Source organism: Shewanella submarina (assembly GCF_042646185.1).
In the GTDB taxonomy this organism is placed as follows: domain Bacteria; phylum Pseudomonadota; class Gammaproteobacteria; order Enterobacterales; family Shewanellaceae; genus Shewanella; species Shewanella corallii.
On the sequence record NZ_JBHRTD010000016.1, the window covers coordinates 1 to 17,900 of the forward strand.

Here is a 17,900-nt window from a genome sequence, read left to right on the forward strand (position 1 = left end):
CCAGAGGCCGTTTTCAACACTGCTTTTCCATCTCTTCGGCCCTTGCCGACCTGACCTGCAATCAGCGCTGTTTGTCGCTGTGTGCCGTGTCAGTGAGGGCGCATTATAGGGAGCAAATTCGTTTGCGCAAGCGCTTTTTCGTAGAAAAATGCACTTTTTAGCAAATACTTACGCCCCCCTTACTTGAGCACAAGAAGGGCACATAATGCCCACCTGTTATCCACTAAATTATCCACAATCAGCAAATTTCGAGGCCTGATTGGGAAGATCACCGACTCACAAGCAATGTCGATTTAATCGCCTATTCATGGGGGTTTGAGCCAAATCTAACGATTTTGAACAGGATCAGACGCCACGCCATCTCAGATGTTTCTACTTACTATAAGGAAGAGAGAACGGACATCCGCGGAACGCGATGTCCGATTGAGATGAAAGCGCCACTTATATAGCTATCTACTACTTATATAGCTACGCATATAAAAGAAGAGTCAGACACAGGCAGCTGTGGCTGACTCAAATGCCCACTACCCCAGATGGTTGAAAATCTGCATAAAGGAAGGCGGCTCTTTAATATTGATAGGCACACCCAGTTTGCGCGCCAGGTCATTGGCCGAGATCATGCCACGGATATGGTGCAGTTCATGATCGATCACCAGGATATGATGCAAACCGTTTTCCTGTAGTGCCCTAACCACATCCCCTACCGTTGCCGAAGATAGCTGTTCAAAGTCTAACGACAGAACCTGATCCCTTGGGATCATCAAGTCTTTTACCGACACATCCTCAGGACTCACTCGCTCCTTGGTTGCCTGCTTCACCATGTTCTGATGGAACTCCCTCAGGGTAATCACCCCCATAAACTTATTACGCTTATCCACCACCAGACGCATAAAGGTATGGGTTCGTTCGAATATCTCCAGCGCCTTGGGCGCACTGGTATCAAGATCGATAACCAAAGGCTGGGAGTGATCGAAGTCAGTAAAGATGGATATGGCGGGCGAATCCAACTTGGTCACATCCTCATAGGTGGACCAAATCAGATGATCAATAGATGCAGTGCTGTATAGCTCAAGGTTTCTCATTGTTTTTCTACCTGTAGTCTGACTTCAATAACTCCTTATCTATGCCTCACCTCCCCCTCAGTCAATAAAGATGAAACTGGTTTAATGACCTGTTGAATTGGTGATCATTTTGAAAGCCAAAGGTAACCACCAGGAAAGTTAACAAGCGTGGTTAAGTAAGCGGTGAATTAGCAAACATAGCCGTAAGACTAATACCTGAAATTTGAAGCGAGACCTTCCACAAATCTTGTGACCTTAACCGCTGACATATAAATATCAGTAACTTAGATTTGGAGATAAAAAATAACCAAAGGAAAACAAGGATGTATTGGTGGGTCAATCACAAGCAAACCTTCAAGCAAGAGACTGAAGGTGGATATATCTGGTCACCAAAGCGAAACAAAAATGGTGCAAGAAACCAGACGTACGAGAATCTAACAAAAGCACGTATTGGCGATATTATCTTTTCCTATGCGCATACATACATCTCAGCTATCGGTGTTGTCGTAGCTGAGCACTACCCGAGTTCTAAGCCTGACTTCGGACAAGCCGGTTCAAATTGGGAAGAACACGGCTGGCGGGTTGATGTGGATTGGATACGATTGCCCACATCGTTCAAGCCGAAGCTTCATATCGATAGTTTTAGAGAGCTACTACCAACGACACACTCTCCTTTAAAACCAAACGGTGACGGGAATCAGTGTTGCTATTTGGCCCACATTTCTGATGCTTTGGGTAAGTTACTTTGGGAACTGGCTAAACTTGATGCCAACCTTCCCGCTATGATTGATAAGCACGATCCAGCAGGAAAACGTGACTATCTGGGTCTAGACCACACTACAACTCTTGCTCTTCTTAAAGTCAGAATAGGGCAAGCTAGCTACCGAAAGGCCTTAATTGAACGTGAACAACGATGTCGCGTTACTGGGATAACTAACCCTGAATACCTAATAGCCAGCCACATAAAACCTTGGCGGATATCACCTGACGAAGAGCGCCTAGACCCGGAGAATGGTTTCTTGTTTGCTCCTCACGTCGACAAGCTATTTGATCGTGGTGATATCAGCTTTGACGACAACGGTGCACTACTTGCTAAAAACAATGTCGCTCTGAATGCTTTAATGTCATGGAACATTCCCATCACAACAAATATCGGACCATTGACCGAGAACCAGCGAAAGTATTTAGCGTTTCATCGGAGTCATTTCAAATTCTCAGATGTCTATAAGAAGGCTCTCAATAACGCTGAAATACACTACCTTGAAACCGAGCCAGCTTAGGGTTTCTCTTTCTAAAAAGGAAAAACGTATTAAAAATTATCCTTCTTGCCTATACAGATACGCTAACTCCCCGTCCGAAGTTGCCGGAGGGCAATGACTTCAACAGCAAGCCCCGTCAAGGATGACGGGGCAACCACCGCTGAGCCATGGATGGCGAATCGGTGGTGGTTGCGTTGAGTGAAGTCATTTTACGATGGGTGACAAGTTCGGTTGGGGTGTCCTTGGGGATGCAAGGGGTGCTGGACAAGCAACACCCCTTGCCCGGGTGTGGGTCGGAGACCCACGACTTCCGCCGCTTGCAAAGCGGCCCTAATCACAGAAGTGCTGGCTGCAAGCCAAACTTCTGAAACGGGTTTGAGGCGGAGCCCAACTTCAGTCCGAGGGAGGACAGTAAATCAATTTCCCTCAACTATCTGCGGCACCACAGTAAACAGCTCCTCCCCTTCCCCATTAATGGTGATCTTCACCCAATGCTGAGGTGTATCGCCAAATCCCTGCACCCGGGTGAGGTTAGGTAAGAAATGCTGGGTATTGAAAGCGGTAAGCGCATCACCATCCTTATACCAGGGCACCAGCTTGGGTTTATCAACAAAGAACACATGCTTATCGCCGTGGAGCAAGAGCACCGGCTTGTTAAAGTCAGCGGTCAGAGCAAACAGCTTGTTCAGGTAGTCGTTAAAGCCTGCCCGTTTTTTGGAGGTGAAATCATCTTCGATATTGGGGTTGGCGTGGATCATAATAACCACACCTCGGGCATCACTGCTTTTGGCCCTGGCAAAGGTTTTGTCGAGCCAGTCGAGGGAAGCGGCGTTGCGCTGTTGATATTCAGCCAGACGCTCAGCTCTTGGCTTTTTGGCCGAGTCTTTGGCATCTATACCTGACCAGGGTTTGAGATTGTTATTGCTGCCCACCAAATGCTGGGTTGAGAACACCACATCCGCCTGCTCAAACATGACGTTTTCTACAAAGGGTTTAAAGCCCGGGGATTTGGCCTGCGTTGTCACCGCCATGGGGCTGACGCCCAACGTCTGGCCAGGTACAGGGAAAAACACCTTACGCAAGAAGGCCAGACGCTCCACCGGATTAAAACGGCCTGCTTTGGGCCTGTGGCAATCGGTCCACTCATTATCGCCCGGGGTATAAATCACGGGAGGTTTGATGGTTTGGATCTGCTCAAACCTGGCCCGTATCCGCTCGTCACTGCACTTAGTGGAGCCGGATTTGATATCGCCGGCATGCATCACCAGTTTTACCCGGGTATCGCCATTGATATCTTCAATCACACGTTGGAAGGCAGGAATATTGTCATCACCGTAAGGAGAGTCAGCCACCAGCGCAAAGCTGAAGTCACTGGTTCTGGCTTGATCTCCGGGTTCAATCGCTGGATTGGCAACCGCAGAACTGATAGCGACACCCAATAGTGATGTCATAGACAAGACAGACCGGACCCACATAGTGCTCTCCCTGTTTTTGTATTTGCTGGCCAGGCATCTGAAGCTCAATTCGCCATCGCAATTTCTCAGGCCGACAAGATGTATATACAAGTGCTTTCAACCAGCATGTCTCTTGTTATAACTGATTGTTTCCCGTTAACCATATTTAACCTTAAAAATGCCCAGCAGGCTTTTAATATTTGAGACACTGTTTGTGCAGGCTTACCCAGGTTATTCACGGCATGACTCTGGCTCTGAACACGACCAAGCTGTTTTGCAAGCAGATGAAAGCTCAGTTCCCTTCCCTTTCAAACCAGATATTCCAAATCTGCTGGGCATGGCAATTGGCAATGCCGCAGTGTTATTTGGTTGGTTTGTCACTTTAGCCGTAATCTGGACACATACCTTTGGTGAAGTACGTGTCTCGACAACCCAGGCTGCACTCTTGGTTGGACTGTTTGCTCTGGTGGTCACCCTTGTGGTGGAGGTCAGAACCAAGAAACAAATTATCTATAGAAAAATCAGTACTTTTGATACACCCGAAGCAGACGGAGAGCCCCGATGACAGATGCCACCGAAACAAAAGCCGACGTCCCAAAAGAGGATAAAAACGAGGGAAGCAGTCAGGCCAGAAAGTTCACTTATTACATCTTTCTGGCGGTGTTCTGCCTCTGGCTATACAGCCTGTGGGCCGACCGGATGACCCCCATGACTGATGAGGGACGGGTTAATGGTCAGATAGTGCGAATTACTCCTCAGGTATCTGGCCCTGTTGCGCAGGTACTGGTGACGGACAACTCTCAGGTGGCTCAGGGACAGTCACTGGTGCAGATAGACAAGCACCCTTTTGAGCTGAATGTGAAAGCCGCCAGACTGGCTCTGCAACAAACGACCCAATCATTCAACGCTGACTCGGCCGCCATCAATGCAGCCAAAGCCACAGAGGTTGCCGCCAGAGTAAAAGTGGATAATGCCAGACAGCATTACGAGCGCAATAAAGAGCTGGCCAGAACTGGGCTTATCAGTAAAGCGGATCTGGATGACAGCTCAGCGTCGCTGGAGACAGCTCAAGCCAATTTGAGTCAGGCCACTGCCGCACTGGAAAAGGCCAAGCAGGCTCTGGGGCCACAAACCGAGAGCAATCCACAAATCCAGTCAGCGCTGAATAAGCTTGAACAGGCCCTGCTGAATTTGTCCTACACCAATATCACAGCGCCAGCCGCCGGGGTTGTAACCAATATGAATCTGGCGGCCGGTAACTATGCCGGTGCAGGCCAGCCATTGATGACTTACGTTAACAACAGCCACCTGTGGGTGACAGCTATGGTGACAGAGAATTCACTGGCCCACCTGAAACAGGGGATCCCCGTTAAGCTGGTGTTCGATGCCTATCCGGGACAGATCTTCACCGGCCAAGTCACGACCATAGGCTGGGGCAGCAGTGGGAACGGCAGCCTGCAGGTGAACAACGCCAACGGCCTGTTGGACTCTCCTACTGTCAGCCCTGATGCCCAGCGTTTTCCGGTCAATATCAAACTGGACCCTCTGCCTGAAGGAGTCAGCCTGCGCTACAGCGGCCGGGTGACTGTGAGCTTCTTCCCCGGTGAGTCGTACATAGGTGAACGTCTGCTGGATGTGTGGACCTGGATTTGGAGTTACCTGACTTATGTCTCGTAGACCCGCCAATGCCATTATCAGGGTAGCGGTATTTCCGGTACTCCTGCTGTTTTGGCAACATGTATTCGGGACAGATTTGCCCCTGCTGGCACCGGCCATGTGCGCTGTGTTTCTTACCACGACCCACGAGCCGCCACCATTGATTATGGTGATATTAATGGGGGCAGTGCTGTATGCCACCTCTTGGTTTCAGGGCATTCTGAGTGTCGTGCTGTTCGACCAACCTGTGGTCTATTACTTTGCACTGTTTGGGGCCTTCTACTGGTGTATGCAGCGTACCCACGAGAATCCACAGGATCTGCTGGCGATTTTGCTGATTGTGTCGACCGCCATGATCGCCGTGTTCTTCAAGCAGAAAGGAATTGATGTCAGCAGTATTCCCGGAGCGCTGCTGAAGAATCTATTGATTGCCGGCTTCACCGCGTACCTGGCCTATTTTCTGTTTCCTGGGGGCGAGCCATTGTCGACTTTTCCTCCGACGGCTGAAGCGGAGCACAGGGAGATTCCAACCCTGCTGCTGGTACTTAAGACCCTGTTTATTATGCTCACCCTGGTGGTGACCATTAACCTGAATCTGGCCCAGAGCACCATTATCACTGTGGTGGTGGCGCTTATTCTCAAGGATCCAAACCCAATAGCCGGGCATACCTATGGATTGCGCCGTCTGTTGGCGACCTATGCCAGCTTGCTTTACGCCGTGCCACCGCTGATTTTCAACGTGCTGCAGACCAACATTATTGCCAGCCTGGGAGCAACTGTGGTGTGTTCACTGTTGATGGGGTGTCGGGCGGTTGAGCACAAAGCCAGTTACAACGGTATTCAGCTGATGTACTCCAGCTATGTGGTACTGATTTTCTACGGCCTGACGGCCACAGGGTTCAGTGGTGTAAGCGAAGATGCGGTTCGCTTTGGCTCGATTCTCGCCGCTGTGATACTGGGAATGATGGTGTTGGTGCTGCTTCAACCGGCAAAGTCGCAGAAAGTCAGGTCTTAGTCAGGACTTGAGCAGAGTTACTAAAAGAGGCGCAATGCGCCTCTTCTTTTAAGGATTAGAACCTGTAGCTGACTCCCAGGTTCACTGAGTCCAGATCTTCCACCAGCATCAGATATTCGACACTGAAGGTCCAGTTGCGGTTAGCGTTCCATTTCAGACCACCACCATAACTGAACTTACTGTCATCACCTTTGATTGTGGAGCCATTGGCTTTAACCTTGGCCTCCGCCTTGGCATAACCCGCCAGCGCATAGAGATCAAAGCTCTTTGTCAGGGGCAGAGTCCCTACCAGATAGCCACCGTAGTAGTAATCCAGTTCATATTCCACCTTGGTGCCATTGGTTGTGATGCTGTCATCCCCCACACCAAAACCGATTCTGGCTTCAAGACCAAGGTAATCATTGTATTGGTAACCGGTAAGCAGACTCACACCTGGCAATCTCACGCTACCTGCTCCTGTCTCCCCATCCACATAGTTAAACTGGCCGCCCAGATAACCATTGGCGAACACCGACGGCGATATCAGCATGAGTGCAGCAGCGGTTGTGGTTATAAACTTCATAAGTATCATCCTCCAAAAATGGCCAGATCAGCCACATTGATCGGCCATCGACCAACTTACTCCTCTACGCCGGGTTAATAACCTGATGAATACCTGTATTGGCAATGAACGTAGATAAGGCCTAAGACTTATTGGTCGAAATGATGAGAATTATGATCCTGAATATTTCCCGCCCACTTTGTTCAATCGCTAAAAGCTGCATCGACTATTGAGATAAAACCTCTCTCTTTGTTTGTCGAACCTCTCACTTATGACTGACCCAGACTGACTTTCAAGACCTTTCATAAGCTTTCAAATACAAAACCCCGGTTCCTTGACTACAGTTTATGAGTTCACTTCGGAAACTTAGGCTCTGCAGCAGTACCAACCAGAGTGATAACCCATTCAATCCGTCCTGAACATGGAGTTCTGAATACCCTAAATGGAGTCAAAAGGTACATGGAATATCGCAAACTAGCGCTGGCCGGCTCATTGGCCACTGTGCTCGCAGCCTGTGGCGGCAGCGACAGCACAGAAACCCCAACCCAGGAACCAACCCCCACACCACCTCCTGCCCCCAGCCCGACTTTGTCCGGTAAGGTGGCTGACGGATATCTTGTGGGTGCCAAGGTTTGTCTGGACCTTAACGAGAATAAAACCTGTGATGATGGCGAGCCTTCGGCGACCTCTGAAGCGGGTGGTGACTTTGAGCTGGAAGCGACTCAGGAGCAGATCGACACCTATCCTCTGCTGGTCGAAGTGACGGCTGATGTAGTGGACGAGGATACCGGCGAAACTGTGTCGTCGCCCTATTCGTTAACTGCCCCAGTAGGCTATGAGTTTGTCAGCCCATTGACCACTCTGGTGCAAAGTCAGATAGATCTGGGAAATACCTCAGAAGAAGCTGAAGCCCTGATCCAGGAGCTGCTGGATACTACTCAGGCTTTGAGCGAAGACTTTATCGCAGCCCAGGCCAACTCGGAGTTGACCGAAGAGCAGCAAACTGAATTTGCCCAGATGCACCAGGTTGCTCAGGTGACCGCCAGGGTGATGGCCAACAATCTGGCCGCAGTTCAGGAAGCTGCCGATGCAGCTAATATCTCCGCAGATGATCTGCTGACTCTGATTGTCGATACCGTGGTTGACTCACTGGAGACCATTGTTGAAGAAGTGGAAGCTGCCGGTGATGACTTTGACCCGGATGCAGTGGCAGAGTCTGAAACCGTGGCCGACTCCACGGGCGTCGATGGTGACACTCTGGAAGATCAGGTTGATGTGATGAATGCTCAGGCTAATGCTGCAGCAGCCAACCTGGTCGCTGAAGTCAGTGATACAGGTATTTTCTGGTTTGACGGTGACTATGACACCGACGGCCTCTACCTGGATTACGGCAGCATTATGTATGACGCCGATACCACGACCACCACAGAAGTAGAATACAGCCTGATGGACGGTGAGTTTGTCGAGTCAACCAACACTTACAAGGATCTGGTGTTGGGCGAGGAAGGCTGGCAACTGGTGAATGATCAATTTGAGATCACCACGCTGGGCGAAGATGGCACCATCACTCTGACCAACAAAGATTTCCCCGGTGACAGTGAAGTGTTGAGCGCCGAAGAGATTGCTCTGGAAGGCCTGAATACCAAGCTGTTCTTGCAGGATCAGGATAACACCTGGGTATGGCACAAAGTGATTCCTGAGGCGCAGACTTTTGCCGAAGGTGCCAAAGCCTTTGAGATTGAAGCCACCACAGTCAATGATCTTTACTCACTCTACTATTGGGATGATTGCCAAGAGGATGAGATGGTCGAAGGCCTGTGTAACAGTGTTTGGTCACGTACAGCGGATAGCGAAGATGGCCCGGCTATCACCCTGGCTTCACTGATTTCAGCCACCGCCTCAGATGGCAGCATTGAAAATCTGGTTGGTCCTTATGTGGCCTGGGATGGTCAGGACAATATTCTGGCTGAGCTGGTCGAAGGCGGCGTGGTGAATTACTACCTGGTGAAGTGGCGTGAAGACAGCACTGGTCAGTATGTGCAATCAGCCCAGGCATACGGTACTGGAACCTGGCGTCAGGAGACAGTATCCGGTGTCACTCTGGCACTGATGGCATTGCCGGACGATGTGATTGAGTTTGGCAACAGAGACGACGATGGCGAGTATCTGTTGTCTGAGTATCAGGGCGCTGTGCGTCAGGGTGACTTTGTTCCGGCTGGTACCAGTTTTGATGACGAGGTGATCTTCAATGTCACCGCCAAGAACGACATCATAGATAATGTGGACCTGAGCCTGCTGAATCCCGGCACTGAGCAGCCAGCCTTGAGCGCCTGTACGACAGGTGATTCAGATTGGGATGATGAGAATGATCGACCTGATCTTTCCACCCTGAAATCCCTGACTGAGTTCCGCAGTCTGACGAGTGATTGCCGCGGTGACAATACCGCTGTATTTACCGAAGAGGGCGTTACCGGCAGCCAGTATAAGATCTATGAGCCTGATGGCACGCTGGAAACTCTGGTGGAATTCGATGCCGAGGGCGTGGGCAGCTTCACTGACTATAACGAAGACGGTACCGAAGATGTCACAGAGTCATTTACCTGGAGCATGACAGATCAGGACGAGGTTGTGCTGGAAGTCACTGATGAAAATGACACTGTCGCACTGCGCTTTTATATGGGTCTGGTAGAGATGTCCGGCGACTATGTCTCTGTTAAAACCTATATGGAAGAAGCCGACTGGGCAGAAATGGACGGAACCGGCGGAGAAGTGTTGGGCGAAGTGTGGAAAAAGGTCACTGTGAACAACTGATCCATATATGCCACACACCGAGCCCGCTCATATGAGCGGGCTTTTTCGTTACTCAGCAAGGCAATATAGCGACTAGTAGCGCTGCTCAACTCATAGGTGAATGACGCTAAGTATCTGCAGATGTATGCCGACGGCTGTCGTTACGAAACCAAGATGGCTGAGTTCAAAGCACACTCGCTACACCAGGATTTCCCATGCCAGCGGCAGGATGAGCAGTGTTGCCAACAGCGCAGGCAAAGTCACTTGTCTGCCGCTGTTTTCCTGCCATTTCATACCAATAAAGGGTTTAAGCCAGCTGATTTTCATCCCCAGCACACATACCAACACACAGCCTGCCAGGGTTCCACCAATCACCAGAAGTAACTCTGCCACCAGGCTCATACTCTGGTCGGCGGCCACAAAGGCCAGTCCAATAATCAAACTTTGATGCACCAGATAGCTTGGATAAACCGCATTGTTCAGTGGCCTGCGCCAGGGATGATCAAAGTTGAGCCACCGTGCTGCCAACGCCAACATCAGCAATACCCCCAAGACCTGCTGCAATGAGTACACCGCCAGTCTAATCACGCCCATATAGTCTGCGTCGTCAGCCGCCAACCAGCCGTTGTAACCGGCAATAATCAACAGCAAATTCAGGGTAAACAGACCTCCAAGCAAAGGGCCTTTGTGAACCAAAGCATCCCGGAATGCCACCTGCCCAGCGAGTAAAAAGCCAAACAGAAACCAAACGCCTCCCTGCAACTCTCTGATGCTATCGCCACTGAAATGCCCACGGATACCGGCCATCAACACCACAACAAGCAATACCATTGGCCAGAATGCACGGCTAAAGCCGCCAGCCAAAACCGCTCCCATACGCCACTTTGTCAGTAGCGGTGCCACCAGAATCAATATCAGGCTATAGACCCACAAGCTGCGTAAATACCAAAGGTGATTCACATCCACATGGGGCCAAACGCCAGACTGATAGTCACTGAACAATGGGTGTTGCAGGTCAAGAAATGCCAGATAAAACTCGCCATACCCCATTTGTAGGCCCGCTTCCTGGCTCATTTGAGCGTAAAGCTGTACTGGCACAATTAGCCACAAGCCGGTAAGCAGAGGCAATAACAGGCTAATGCTGCGATTTACGGATAAGACTCCTCTTTGTCGCCAACCTTTGGCTCTCTCGAACAGGAAATAGCTGGCCGCCCCCGAGACAAACCAGATAAGCAGCATTCGCCAGGGAGAGAAGATTAACATCAGGCTTTCCAGCTCAGATGAGAGATAGTGGCTTTTAAAGTGAAAGCCCCAGCTCTCGGCATACAGCATGCCGGTGTGAAACAGGATCAGACCGGCAAACGCCAGAATCCTGAGCCAATCCAAATCATAGCGGCGTTCCTGTGGGATCATTGGGTTATTCATATCACCTCCTGTGTTTCTCGCCATACTGGCTGACAGAAATCATTCGGCCAGCCAAAAGTGATGGATGGCCGGTTTTAAGTGACAAACGGAGATGCTCAGGGACAAGGTGTTGAACTGTGATGAAGTCGGCTGCTAGGTTAAATCAACACTTTGTGCCCGGAAAACAAATGGAACTGCAACGGATTTGGCAACGTCATACAGGCGCAATCGGCGCGTTGCTGGCTATTGGCTATGTATTGGTGAATAACAGCATCAATGCCAGTTCAGTATTGATGGAACAGACCCGCAGGGGAGTTGTCGAGTTTGCCAGCTGGGAGCCATGGGTATGGGAAATGACCAGCGCCACCGGCACTCTACTGATGCTGCCTCTGATGTTCTGGTTGTTGAGACGTCCTCAGTTCAGCATGCAGACGCCCATGTTCGCCTTGATGTTACTGACAATTGGAGGTGTGGTTTTCAGTCTGGGCCATATCGGCATTATGGTGCTGCTGCGGGAGTTGATTTATGGACTGCAAGGTCTTGAGTACAACTTTAATTTCAGCTGGTTTGAGCTGATTTATGAGCTCAGAAAAGATATCTGGGGCTTCTTTTTCTGGGTCGTTGCCTACCAGCTTTATCACTATTTTCTGCAGCAGTTACTTGGGGAGGCCCGGGTGCCGGACGAACCGCCGATCAACAGTCCTCACGCTTCTGGGACTGAATCGACGCCTGAGCAGCTATTGGTAAAAAAACTCGGTCGGGAGTTTATTGTACAACTCGATGATGTTGAGTGGCTTGAATCGTCAGGGAACTATGTCAATCTGCACACGGGAGATCAGGTATACCCAATGCGGGCAACTATCACCAAGCTGACGGAGCAACTTGAATCAAAAGGATTTATTCGTATTCATCGCAGCTATGCGGTCAAATTCGCGCTGATACGCTCAATTAAGCCTATACCCAGTGGAGATGCCGAATTGGAGCTGAAGTCGGGTCAACGACTGCCGGTATCCAGACGCTTCAAGGACGCACTGAAAACCTCAGTTTGTTGACCTGACCACAACAAAACCCAGGCTTAAGCCACCAGTAATTGTCTTAACTCATCGTGGTGCGCAGTCACCATAGTCGGGGCGATAGTCTCGTCACCTTGTTGCTGATGCGGGTTGTACCAGCAGGTGTGCAGCCCGGCATTGATGCCGCCCAGAATATCTGTGTGCAGGTTATCCCCCACCATCAGCACCTTGCTGTTATCCGGCTGTCCCATCCTCTCCAGCGCATGGTGGAAAATGCCCACATTCGGCTTGGTAATGCCCACCTCTTCGGAAATTACCAGCAGCTCAAAGGCATCGGCAAAACCGGTGCGCTCCAGGCGGATGCGCTGCAGCTCGGTAAAGCCGTTGGTGATAATGCCGAGACGGGCTTTGCCATGGAGCGAGTCCACCAGCTCACGTACACCAGGCAGTGGCGCACAGATATCGGCCATGGATTGTAAAAAGTCAGAGTTCAACTGCTGCCCCGTGGTCCCCAGCTTGTCACCCCAGGCAGTAAAGCGGCTGGTTTGCAGCGTGGTGGCATCGATATCACCTGCGTTATAGGCCTGCCACAGCGGCTGGTTCAGCGCCTGATATTCGCGGTAATCATCATCGGTAAAGTCAACACCATGGCGGGAGAACATCAGCTTAAGCCCCTTTAGGGCGTCAAAGCTGAAAAGGGTTTCATCGGCGTCGAACAGGATCCATTGGTAAGGCATAGCAGTCTTATATTTGTTGTATCTATCAGTCAATCAGTGGCGGCAGTCTATCTCAGTCCGGGCAAATTCAGAATAGCGTGTCAGTATCAAAAAGTGACATGTCAGTTTGTAACATAACACGCCTATAACTTAGACCATTACACCAGTACAATGAAAAATCCCCAGGTAGTTCGCCATTTTTAGATGTTGGCACGGGAGTTGTAACTACTCGCAAATAAAGTGTTAGCCAAAAGCGCGATGAACTAAATCAGGAGGGAAGCCATGACGACACATCTGAAATCGGACACTGTCACCAAGCTGGTGCTGGACAATTGCCCCAAGGATGGAAATACCACCCCAAATCTGGTGCTGAATATAGGTCACCCCAAAGATCCAGACAGTTGGCGGCTGATGTATAACGAGTTCCAACTTGAATACATAGAAACCATACTGCACGATTCCATAGATATTCTGGTCAAGCTGGAAGACAAGTATAACGATCTGCAGTTTGCCCCGGCTGGCTCGGTGGAAAAACGCCAGGTATTTGATGGTCTGCTGTTTATCACCGGCAACCGCACCATAGAGTATCAGGATGCCGTGGCCACCAAACTAGTGGAGCCTTATCTGCTGCAGATCCAGGTTCGACCTTCGGTATTCTGGCGGCATCCGGATGGGAAATATGGTCCACACGATGGCAACAAGGTTGGATTTAGATTTGTGGTTCAGGATCCCAATGGACAGCTCTACTTTTCACATGATCCGATAATTGCAGGAAGAGATTGGGAAGAAGTCTGACTTACCCCCCTATTAACGCAGGCCTTTTCGAGGGCCTGCCTCAACACATCAGTACACACGGACTATCTCACCAACTTTCAGTCTTTCGAAGGTTGAGTCCCCCTCAAGGGAAGCCAGCCATGGCGAGCTTAACCAATTTAAAGGTAATCCCGCTTCAACGGCCTGACCTAAATAGCTATAACAAACTTCCTTATCACCCAAAAAAAGGTAAACCAGCGCAATATTGAAGCTCAATAAGGGATCTGTCGCTGACTCTTTCAAAACTTTCAAAAGCGCTTGATTGGCTTGCTCCTCTTGGTAAAGACGGGCATGAGCTTGTGCTAATGCCAAGTACTCCCAACTGCTTTGAGGTAACTCGTTTTTGAACAAAGTTAGAATCTTTTCGTACAATATAGAGGACTCACTTTCTTGGTTCTGCAGAAATTTTACATCCGCTAAATTCATGATTGTAACTGGATTATCTGGCGCTAGCTGAAAAGCAGTCATCAACTCTCGTTCAGCAGCTTTAAGCTCACTTTGCATCATCAGAGCCACTCCCAAGTTAACGTAGTTCGTCCAAGTTTTCAGTTCTGGAAGAGCAAGCAGCTCTGCATATTTAGAAGCGGCTTCAGACCAATGCCCTCGACTGAGTAAAATATCTGCCAACAACTCTCTCGCTCTAATGAATTGCGGCATATCCAAGCTCAATGCCTGCAACACATCAGCCGCTTCATTGTATTGTCCCAGACGATAATGCATCAGAGCATAGTTAAATCGGTTCAGTGCCGATGGACGCTGCTCAGCCAACCTTGCCATCATGGCAAGACCTTTAACATCAAACCCTTGCTCAAAGTACCAACGCGCCCTTAGCCCCAAAACCAGATCATCAGTGAAAAACAGCCCCTCGAGAGAGTTAAGCAGCTTATCAGCACGTTCAAAGTCGCTGCGGAGCAGAGCCAGATAAATCGCATCTATATCCAAAAATCTGGGCTGGAAACCGAAGTCAGCACTGTCCAGCAGAGCATCAGCTTTATCGAGCCATTCAGATTGACGCTGACTCCTGGCTTCCCGTTTGTACAAACGCAAGAGTTCTCGACAACTGAGCTGAAAGCGACAGCCATAGGGCTCCAACAAGTTCAAATAATCCCTGCGCCCTATCTCTTTGGCCTGATAAGACTCATGCAGGGTCAACAATTTGCGGTAATCAGCTTCATTGCTGGCCTGAGCCTGTTCGCTCTGGTCCACCTGCCAATAACGTTGCACATAGTCACCGATAAACAGCAGGTTTTCAGTGGGAAACCTGAGAGTATCCCGCTTGATCAATCTGGATTCGGCATCGACATGGCTGAGTGTCAGGGCACATTCATCCTGCTGACAGGCCAGCTCACTGATCAGCATCTGATCGGCGGCGGTTTGCTTGAGTGCCCGGGTCCAGTCCTGCTCTGAGGGGGCGATGCCGCCCGGCAGTTCAATCAGTCTGGTGTCCTGCTGCCGGGTCAGAGCTTCTGTTATCCCCTGGTATACGGCGGCGCGGATCAGAGGCAGATCCTCAATATCCTCACCTGCGGTTATCTGGGGCCTGGGTGCCAACACGTATGTGGGTGTGACAGGCCAAAACCACCAGCCCGCCACCAATACCAACATGCTCGCGACAGCGCCCCAAAGCCAGGGGCTGATGCCGCGGGGCTGGGGAGCAACGATAACAGGGGGATGGAGTAAGGTTGGATCCTGACTGACCGGCGATGGGCTGAGCTGCTGCACCAGATCAGCCGCTGACGCCGGTCGGTTGGCAGGATCGGCAGCCAATAAACTGGCCAGTAAGTTATTGACAGACTCTGGCACGCCGTCCACCTTGGGACAGGGTGAGTTAAGCATACGGGCGAACATGTCCGCCTGCTCATCCTCCTGTTCAAAGGGGTGATCGCCTGTCAGCATGCGATACAAAAGCAAGCCTACGGCATAAAGATCACTTTGCTTACCGGCAGCCTCGCCTCGCAGTTGTTCAGGGCTGATACTCAGACAACTACCGAACGCCTGTCCTGGCTGCCACTCACGGCGGGCAATACCAAAATCACCGATTTTAAGTTGGTCCTGCTGATCAAAAATCAGGTTTTCCGGTTTGAGATCGCCATGAATAATCTGTCGGCTGTGGGCGGCATCAAGACCTGCCGCAATCTGGCGGGTAAGTTCAAGGGCGTGCTGCCAGGGCAAAGCTCCCTGACGTTGCAGACGGGCAGCCAGATTGTCTCCGGGCAGATACTCCATCACCAACGCAGGCATACCATGATGGGTCAGCAGGTCATAAACCACCACAATATTGGGGTGATTCAGCTCGGCGAGGAGCTTTGCCTCTGAAGTAAGTGAATCCGCCTGAAAATCATAAAGCAGCTTGATCGCCACCCAGCGGGAAAGCCTGGGATCCCAGGCTTTATAAACCCGTCCATGACTGCCGCTGCCAAGTTCTGTTTCAAGTAGATAAGGACCGATAGATTCCGGCTGCGCCTGCATCAGGGACAATCCACTCCTATTTCATTCAAACGTCTTCTAAGCGCCTGTTTTGATACCTGCAGCCTTTCAACCATCAACTCAAGGTCACCATCGCACTGCTCAAAACACTTCTGCAGTTCACCTTCCGACAGCTTGCTGGCCCGCTGCAGTGCGGGACTGGCATCTATCCGTAAATAGAGTGCGGCGCGGGAAATTCCCAGAGCATCAGCCGCCATTTTTATCTGCCAGTCGCTGGCTGACAGAGCTTGCATGATCTCATCATCCTCAATATCTCTGGGCTTACGACGGGCCACCCTGGGCAGCTCCACCACGGGTTTATGCTCGGCCGGGGCCTCATCTTTAATCTGTAATTCGTTGGCAATGCCTTCAACAAAACCATACCAGTCAAATGATTCAAGTCTGTGACAGGTCATTAATCCCAATGCCAGTTGATTGGCCGTATGTCTGAGCTGTCTGACGTTACCCGGCCAGTTAAGTTGAGCACAGCGGGCAAATAACCAGGCCCAATAACCAAAGCTGTCAGCTTCAGCATGCAGCAGCTTATGCTCCTGCCCGGTTTCAATCAGGGCATTGCACAGGAAATGGCTGAACAGTACACCGAAATCTTCAGGTCTTTCGCGCAGAGGAAGCAGCTCAATCACCAGGCCTGACAGGCGTTGCAACAGAGGTAACTTAAAGGACTCGGCACCAATCAGCTTTTCCAGATTGGCATCGGTAGCGGCAACAAAGCGCACGTCCAGTTGTCTGGGCTTTTCACTGCCCACAGCCTGCACAACCCCTGTTTCCAGCGCTCTGAGTAAGGTAGTTTGCACCTCCAGAGGTGCCTCTCCCAACTCATCCAGAAACAGAGTACCGCCATCTGCCTGCTGAAAGCTGCCATCCCTGCTGGAGGCTCCGGTAAAAGCGCCTTTAACACTGCCAAACAACTCGCTGCTGGCAAGCTCTCTGGGGATACAGGCCATATTGACGCTGACAAAGGGTTTGTTTCGTCGCTGGCCAGCGTTGTGAATGCCATTGGCCACCACTTCTTTACCGGTTCCGGATTCACCACGGATAAGCACCGGCAGCTTCAGGTCAGCCACATTGGAGATCAGGCTTCTGACCTGACTCATATTATCGCTGCCCCCCAACAGGCCGGGCACAGAGTCCACAGCAACAGGCTCTTTAGGTGAGGCGTAATGCAGTAACACGACTATCCGGCCTGACAGCGTCAGTACCACGCCGTCGCTCAGGTCAGCGTCACTCAACTGCAGGTAGTCTACTGTGTGGCCGTTAAGGTCTGTCACCTGAGTGCTGCTGTTACGGCAATCCAATTGCCAGCCACCAGAACATTTGGACAGGTTCAGCCCAGAGCGACTGACATAGGGGTCTGCCAGCGGACGCACCGCGCCGCCGGAGAGATGAAATCCCGGTTCAAGTCGACTTAATGCCCAGCTACCCTGACTGGCAGTGAGCTGGCTGTAGGCCCCAACCATAGAGAGATCAGGGTGAAAAATAAGGGTTGAAGTCAGTACCTGGCGATGTTGCGCCTGACGCAACGCCGCAGGTCTGAAGTTAAGGGTTTGTCCATCGAACATATTCCCCTCCTCGAGCATCCTACTCTGTAGTGGCACACCATTGACCCATTACTCCACACTAACACCCGAAAACACCAAACTCCACCCACAAAACAGCATATTCGACCAGCACTTATTCACTAACCAGCCCAA

General features: G+C 50.7%; 14 protein-coding genes. 7 read left to right on the top strand and 7 right to left on the bottom strand.

Going from position 1 to position 17,900, the window contains the following annotated elements:
* Window positions 1-524: 524 nt before the first annotated feature.
* Window positions 525-1,082, bottom strand: a complete 558-nt coding sequence (locus tag ACFOE0_RS13615) for a CBS domain-containing protein (RefSeq protein WP_115138840.1) — start codon at window positions 1,080-1,082, stop codon at window positions 525-527.
* Between the two features lie 302 nt (window positions 1,083-1,384).
* Between ACFOE0_RS13615 and ACFOE0_RS13620 the strand changes: the two genes are divergently transcribed.
* A complete protein-coding gene (locus ACFOE0_RS13620) occupies window positions 1,385-2,341 on the top strand; it encodes an HNH endonuclease (protein ID WP_248937763.1) in 957 nt (318 codons plus the stop codon).
* 395 nt (window positions 2,342-2,736) lie between these two features.
* Here the strand turns inward: ACFOE0_RS13620 and ACFOE0_RS13625 are convergent, their stop codons facing one another.
* The gene (locus ACFOE0_RS13625; RefSeq protein ID WP_248937764.1) at window positions 2,737-3,795 is read right to left on the bottom strand and encodes a metallophosphoesterase; all 1,059 of its coding nucleotides are present in this window, start codon (window positions 3,793-3,795) and stop codon (window positions 2,737-2,739) included.
* A gap of 193 nt (window positions 3,796-3,988) precedes the next feature.
* Here ACFOE0_RS13625 and ACFOE0_RS13630 point away from each other — a divergent pair, with 193 nt between their 5' ends.
* From ACFOE0_RS13630 to ACFOE0_RS13640, 3 genes are read left to right on the top strand one after another with little or no spacing between them, the layout of a single operon-like run.
* Window positions 3,989-4,339, top strand: a complete 351-nt coding sequence (locus tag ACFOE0_RS13630) for a hypothetical protein (RefSeq protein WP_248937765.1) — start codon at window positions 3,989-3,991, stop codon at window positions 4,337-4,339.
* The gene (locus ACFOE0_RS13635) at window positions 4,336-5,451 is read left to right on the top strand and encodes an HlyD family secretion protein (RefSeq protein WP_248937766.1); all 1,116 of its coding nucleotides are present in this window, start codon (window positions 4,336-4,338) and stop codon (window positions 5,449-5,451) included. Before ACFOE0_RS13630 ends, ACFOE0_RS13635 begins: the two co-directional genes overlap by 4 nt.
* The gene (locus ACFOE0_RS13640; RefSeq protein WP_248937767.1) at window positions 5,441-6,445 is read left to right on the top strand and encodes a DUF2955 domain-containing protein; all 1,005 of its coding nucleotides are present in this window, start codon (window positions 5,441-5,443) and stop codon (window positions 6,443-6,445) included. Before ACFOE0_RS13635 ends, ACFOE0_RS13640 begins: the two co-directional genes overlap by 11 nt.
* Before the next feature lie 55 nt (window positions 6,446-6,500).
* Here the strand turns inward: ACFOE0_RS13640 and ACFOE0_RS13645 are convergent, their stop codons facing one another.
* Window positions 6,501-7,007: a porin family protein gene (locus ACFOE0_RS13645; protein ID WP_248937768.1), complete on the bottom strand. Its 507-nt coding sequence runs from the start codon at window positions 7,005-7,007 to the stop codon at window positions 6,501-6,503.
* A gap of 438 nt (window positions 7,008-7,445) precedes the next feature.
* Here ACFOE0_RS13645 and ACFOE0_RS13650 point away from each other — a divergent pair, with 438 nt between their 5' ends.
* Window positions 7,446-9,797: a hypothetical protein gene (locus ACFOE0_RS13650; RefSeq protein WP_248937769.1), complete on the top strand. Its 2,352-nt coding sequence runs from the start codon at window positions 7,446-7,448 to the stop codon at window positions 9,795-9,797.
* A 177-nt stretch (window positions 9,798-9,974) separates the two neighbouring features.
* Here ACFOE0_RS13650 and ACFOE0_RS13655 read toward each other — a convergent pair whose 3' ends face one another.
* On the bottom strand, window positions 9,975-11,201 hold the full coding sequence (locus ACFOE0_RS13655; RefSeq protein WP_248937770.1) for an acyltransferase family protein: 1,227 nt from the start codon (window positions 11,199-11,201) through the stop codon (window positions 9,975-9,977).
* A gap of 167 nt (window positions 11,202-11,368) precedes the next feature.
* Between ACFOE0_RS13655 and ACFOE0_RS13660 the strand changes: the two genes are divergently transcribed.
* Window positions 11,369-12,232: a LytTR family DNA-binding domain-containing protein gene (locus ACFOE0_RS13660; RefSeq protein WP_248937771.1), complete on the top strand. Its 864-nt coding sequence runs from the start codon at window positions 11,369-11,371 to the stop codon at window positions 12,230-12,232.
* 23 nt (window positions 12,233-12,255) lie between these two features.
* Here the strand turns inward: ACFOE0_RS13660 and yjjG are convergent, their stop codons facing one another.
* Window positions 12,256-12,930, bottom strand: coding sequence for a pyrimidine 5'-nucleotidase (yjjG, locus tag ACFOE0_RS13665; protein WP_248937772.1), 675 nt, complete (start codon window positions 12,928-12,930; stop codon window positions 12,256-12,258).
* Window positions 12,931-13,191: 261 nt separating this feature from the next.
* On the opposite strand from yjjG, the gene ACFOE0_RS13670 reads away from it, so the two are divergent.
* Window positions 13,192-13,704 carry a hypothetical protein gene (locus ACFOE0_RS13670; RefSeq protein ID WP_248937773.1) on the top strand — a complete coding sequence of 171 codons (513 nt, stop codon included), beginning with the start codon at window positions 13,192-13,194 and terminating at the stop codon, window positions 13,702-13,704.
* A 48-nt stretch (window positions 13,705-13,752) separates the two neighbouring features.
* Here ACFOE0_RS13670 and ACFOE0_RS13675 read toward each other — a convergent pair whose 3' ends face one another.
* Complete coding sequence (locus ACFOE0_RS13675) at window positions 13,753-16,191, bottom strand: serine/threonine-protein kinase (RefSeq protein ID WP_248937774.1); 2,439 nt, start codon at window positions 16,189-16,191, stop codon at window positions 13,753-13,755.
* Window positions 16,191-17,768: a sigma 54-interacting transcriptional regulator gene (locus ACFOE0_RS13680; protein ID WP_248937775.1), complete on the bottom strand. Its 1,578-nt coding sequence runs from the start codon at window positions 17,766-17,768 to the stop codon at window positions 16,191-16,193. Before ACFOE0_RS13680 ends, ACFOE0_RS13675 begins: the two co-directional genes overlap by 1 nt.
* Between the last annotated feature and the right edge of the window lie 132 nt (window positions 17,769-17,900).

What these genes read in the sequence shown, in the direction of transcription:
- ACFOE0_RS13620 (WP_248937763.1), top strand. Translation starts at nt 1,385, where the DNA reads ATGTATTGGTGGGTCAATCACAAGCAAACCTTCAAGCAAGAGACTGAA.
- ACFOE0_RS13675 (WP_248937774.1), bottom strand. Translation starts at nt 16,191, where the DNA reads ATGCAGGCGCAGCCGGAATCTATCGGTCCTTATCTACTTGAAACAGAA.
- ACFOE0_RS13635 (WP_248937766.1), top strand. Translation starts at nt 4,336, where the DNA reads ATGACAGATGCCACCGAAACAAAAGCCGACGTCCCAAAAGAGGATAAA.
- yjjG (WP_248937772.1), bottom strand. Translation starts at nt 12,930, where the DNA reads ATGCCTTACCAATGGATCCTGTTCGACGCCGATGAAACCCTTTTCAGC.
- ACFOE0_RS13680 (WP_248937775.1), bottom strand. Translation starts at nt 17,768, where the DNA reads ATGTTCGATGGACAAACCCTTAACTTCAGACCTGCGGCGTTGCGTCAG.
- ACFOE0_RS13660 (WP_248937771.1), top strand. Translation starts at nt 11,369, where the DNA reads ATGGAACTGCAACGGATTTGGCAACGTCATACAGGCGCAATCGGCGCG.
- ACFOE0_RS13655 (WP_248937770.1), bottom strand. Translation starts at nt 11,201, where the DNA reads ATGAATAACCCAATGATCCCACAGGAACGCCGCTATGATTTGGATTGG.
- ACFOE0_RS13670 (WP_248937773.1), top strand. Translation starts at nt 13,192, where the DNA reads ATGACGACACATCTGAAATCGGACACTGTCACCAAGCTGGTGCTGGAC.
- ACFOE0_RS13640 (WP_248937767.1), top strand. Translation starts at nt 5,441, where the DNA reads ATGTCTCGTAGACCCGCCAATGCCATTATCAGGGTAGCGGTATTTCCG.
- ACFOE0_RS13650 (WP_248937769.1), top strand. Translation starts at nt 7,446, where the DNA reads ATGGAATATCGCAAACTAGCGCTGGCCGGCTCATTGGCCACTGTGCTC.
- ACFOE0_RS13615 (WP_115138840.1), bottom strand. Translation starts at nt 1,082, where the DNA reads ATGAGAAACCTTGAGCTATACAGCACTGCATCTATTGATCATCTGATT.
- ACFOE0_RS13625 (WP_248937764.1), bottom strand. Translation starts at nt 3,795, where the DNA reads ATGTGGGTCCGGTCTGTCTTGTCTATGACATCACTATTGGGTGTCGCT.
- ACFOE0_RS13645 (WP_248937768.1), bottom strand. Translation starts at nt 7,007, where the DNA reads ATGAAGTTTATAACCACAACCGCTGCTGCACTCATGCTGATATCGCCG.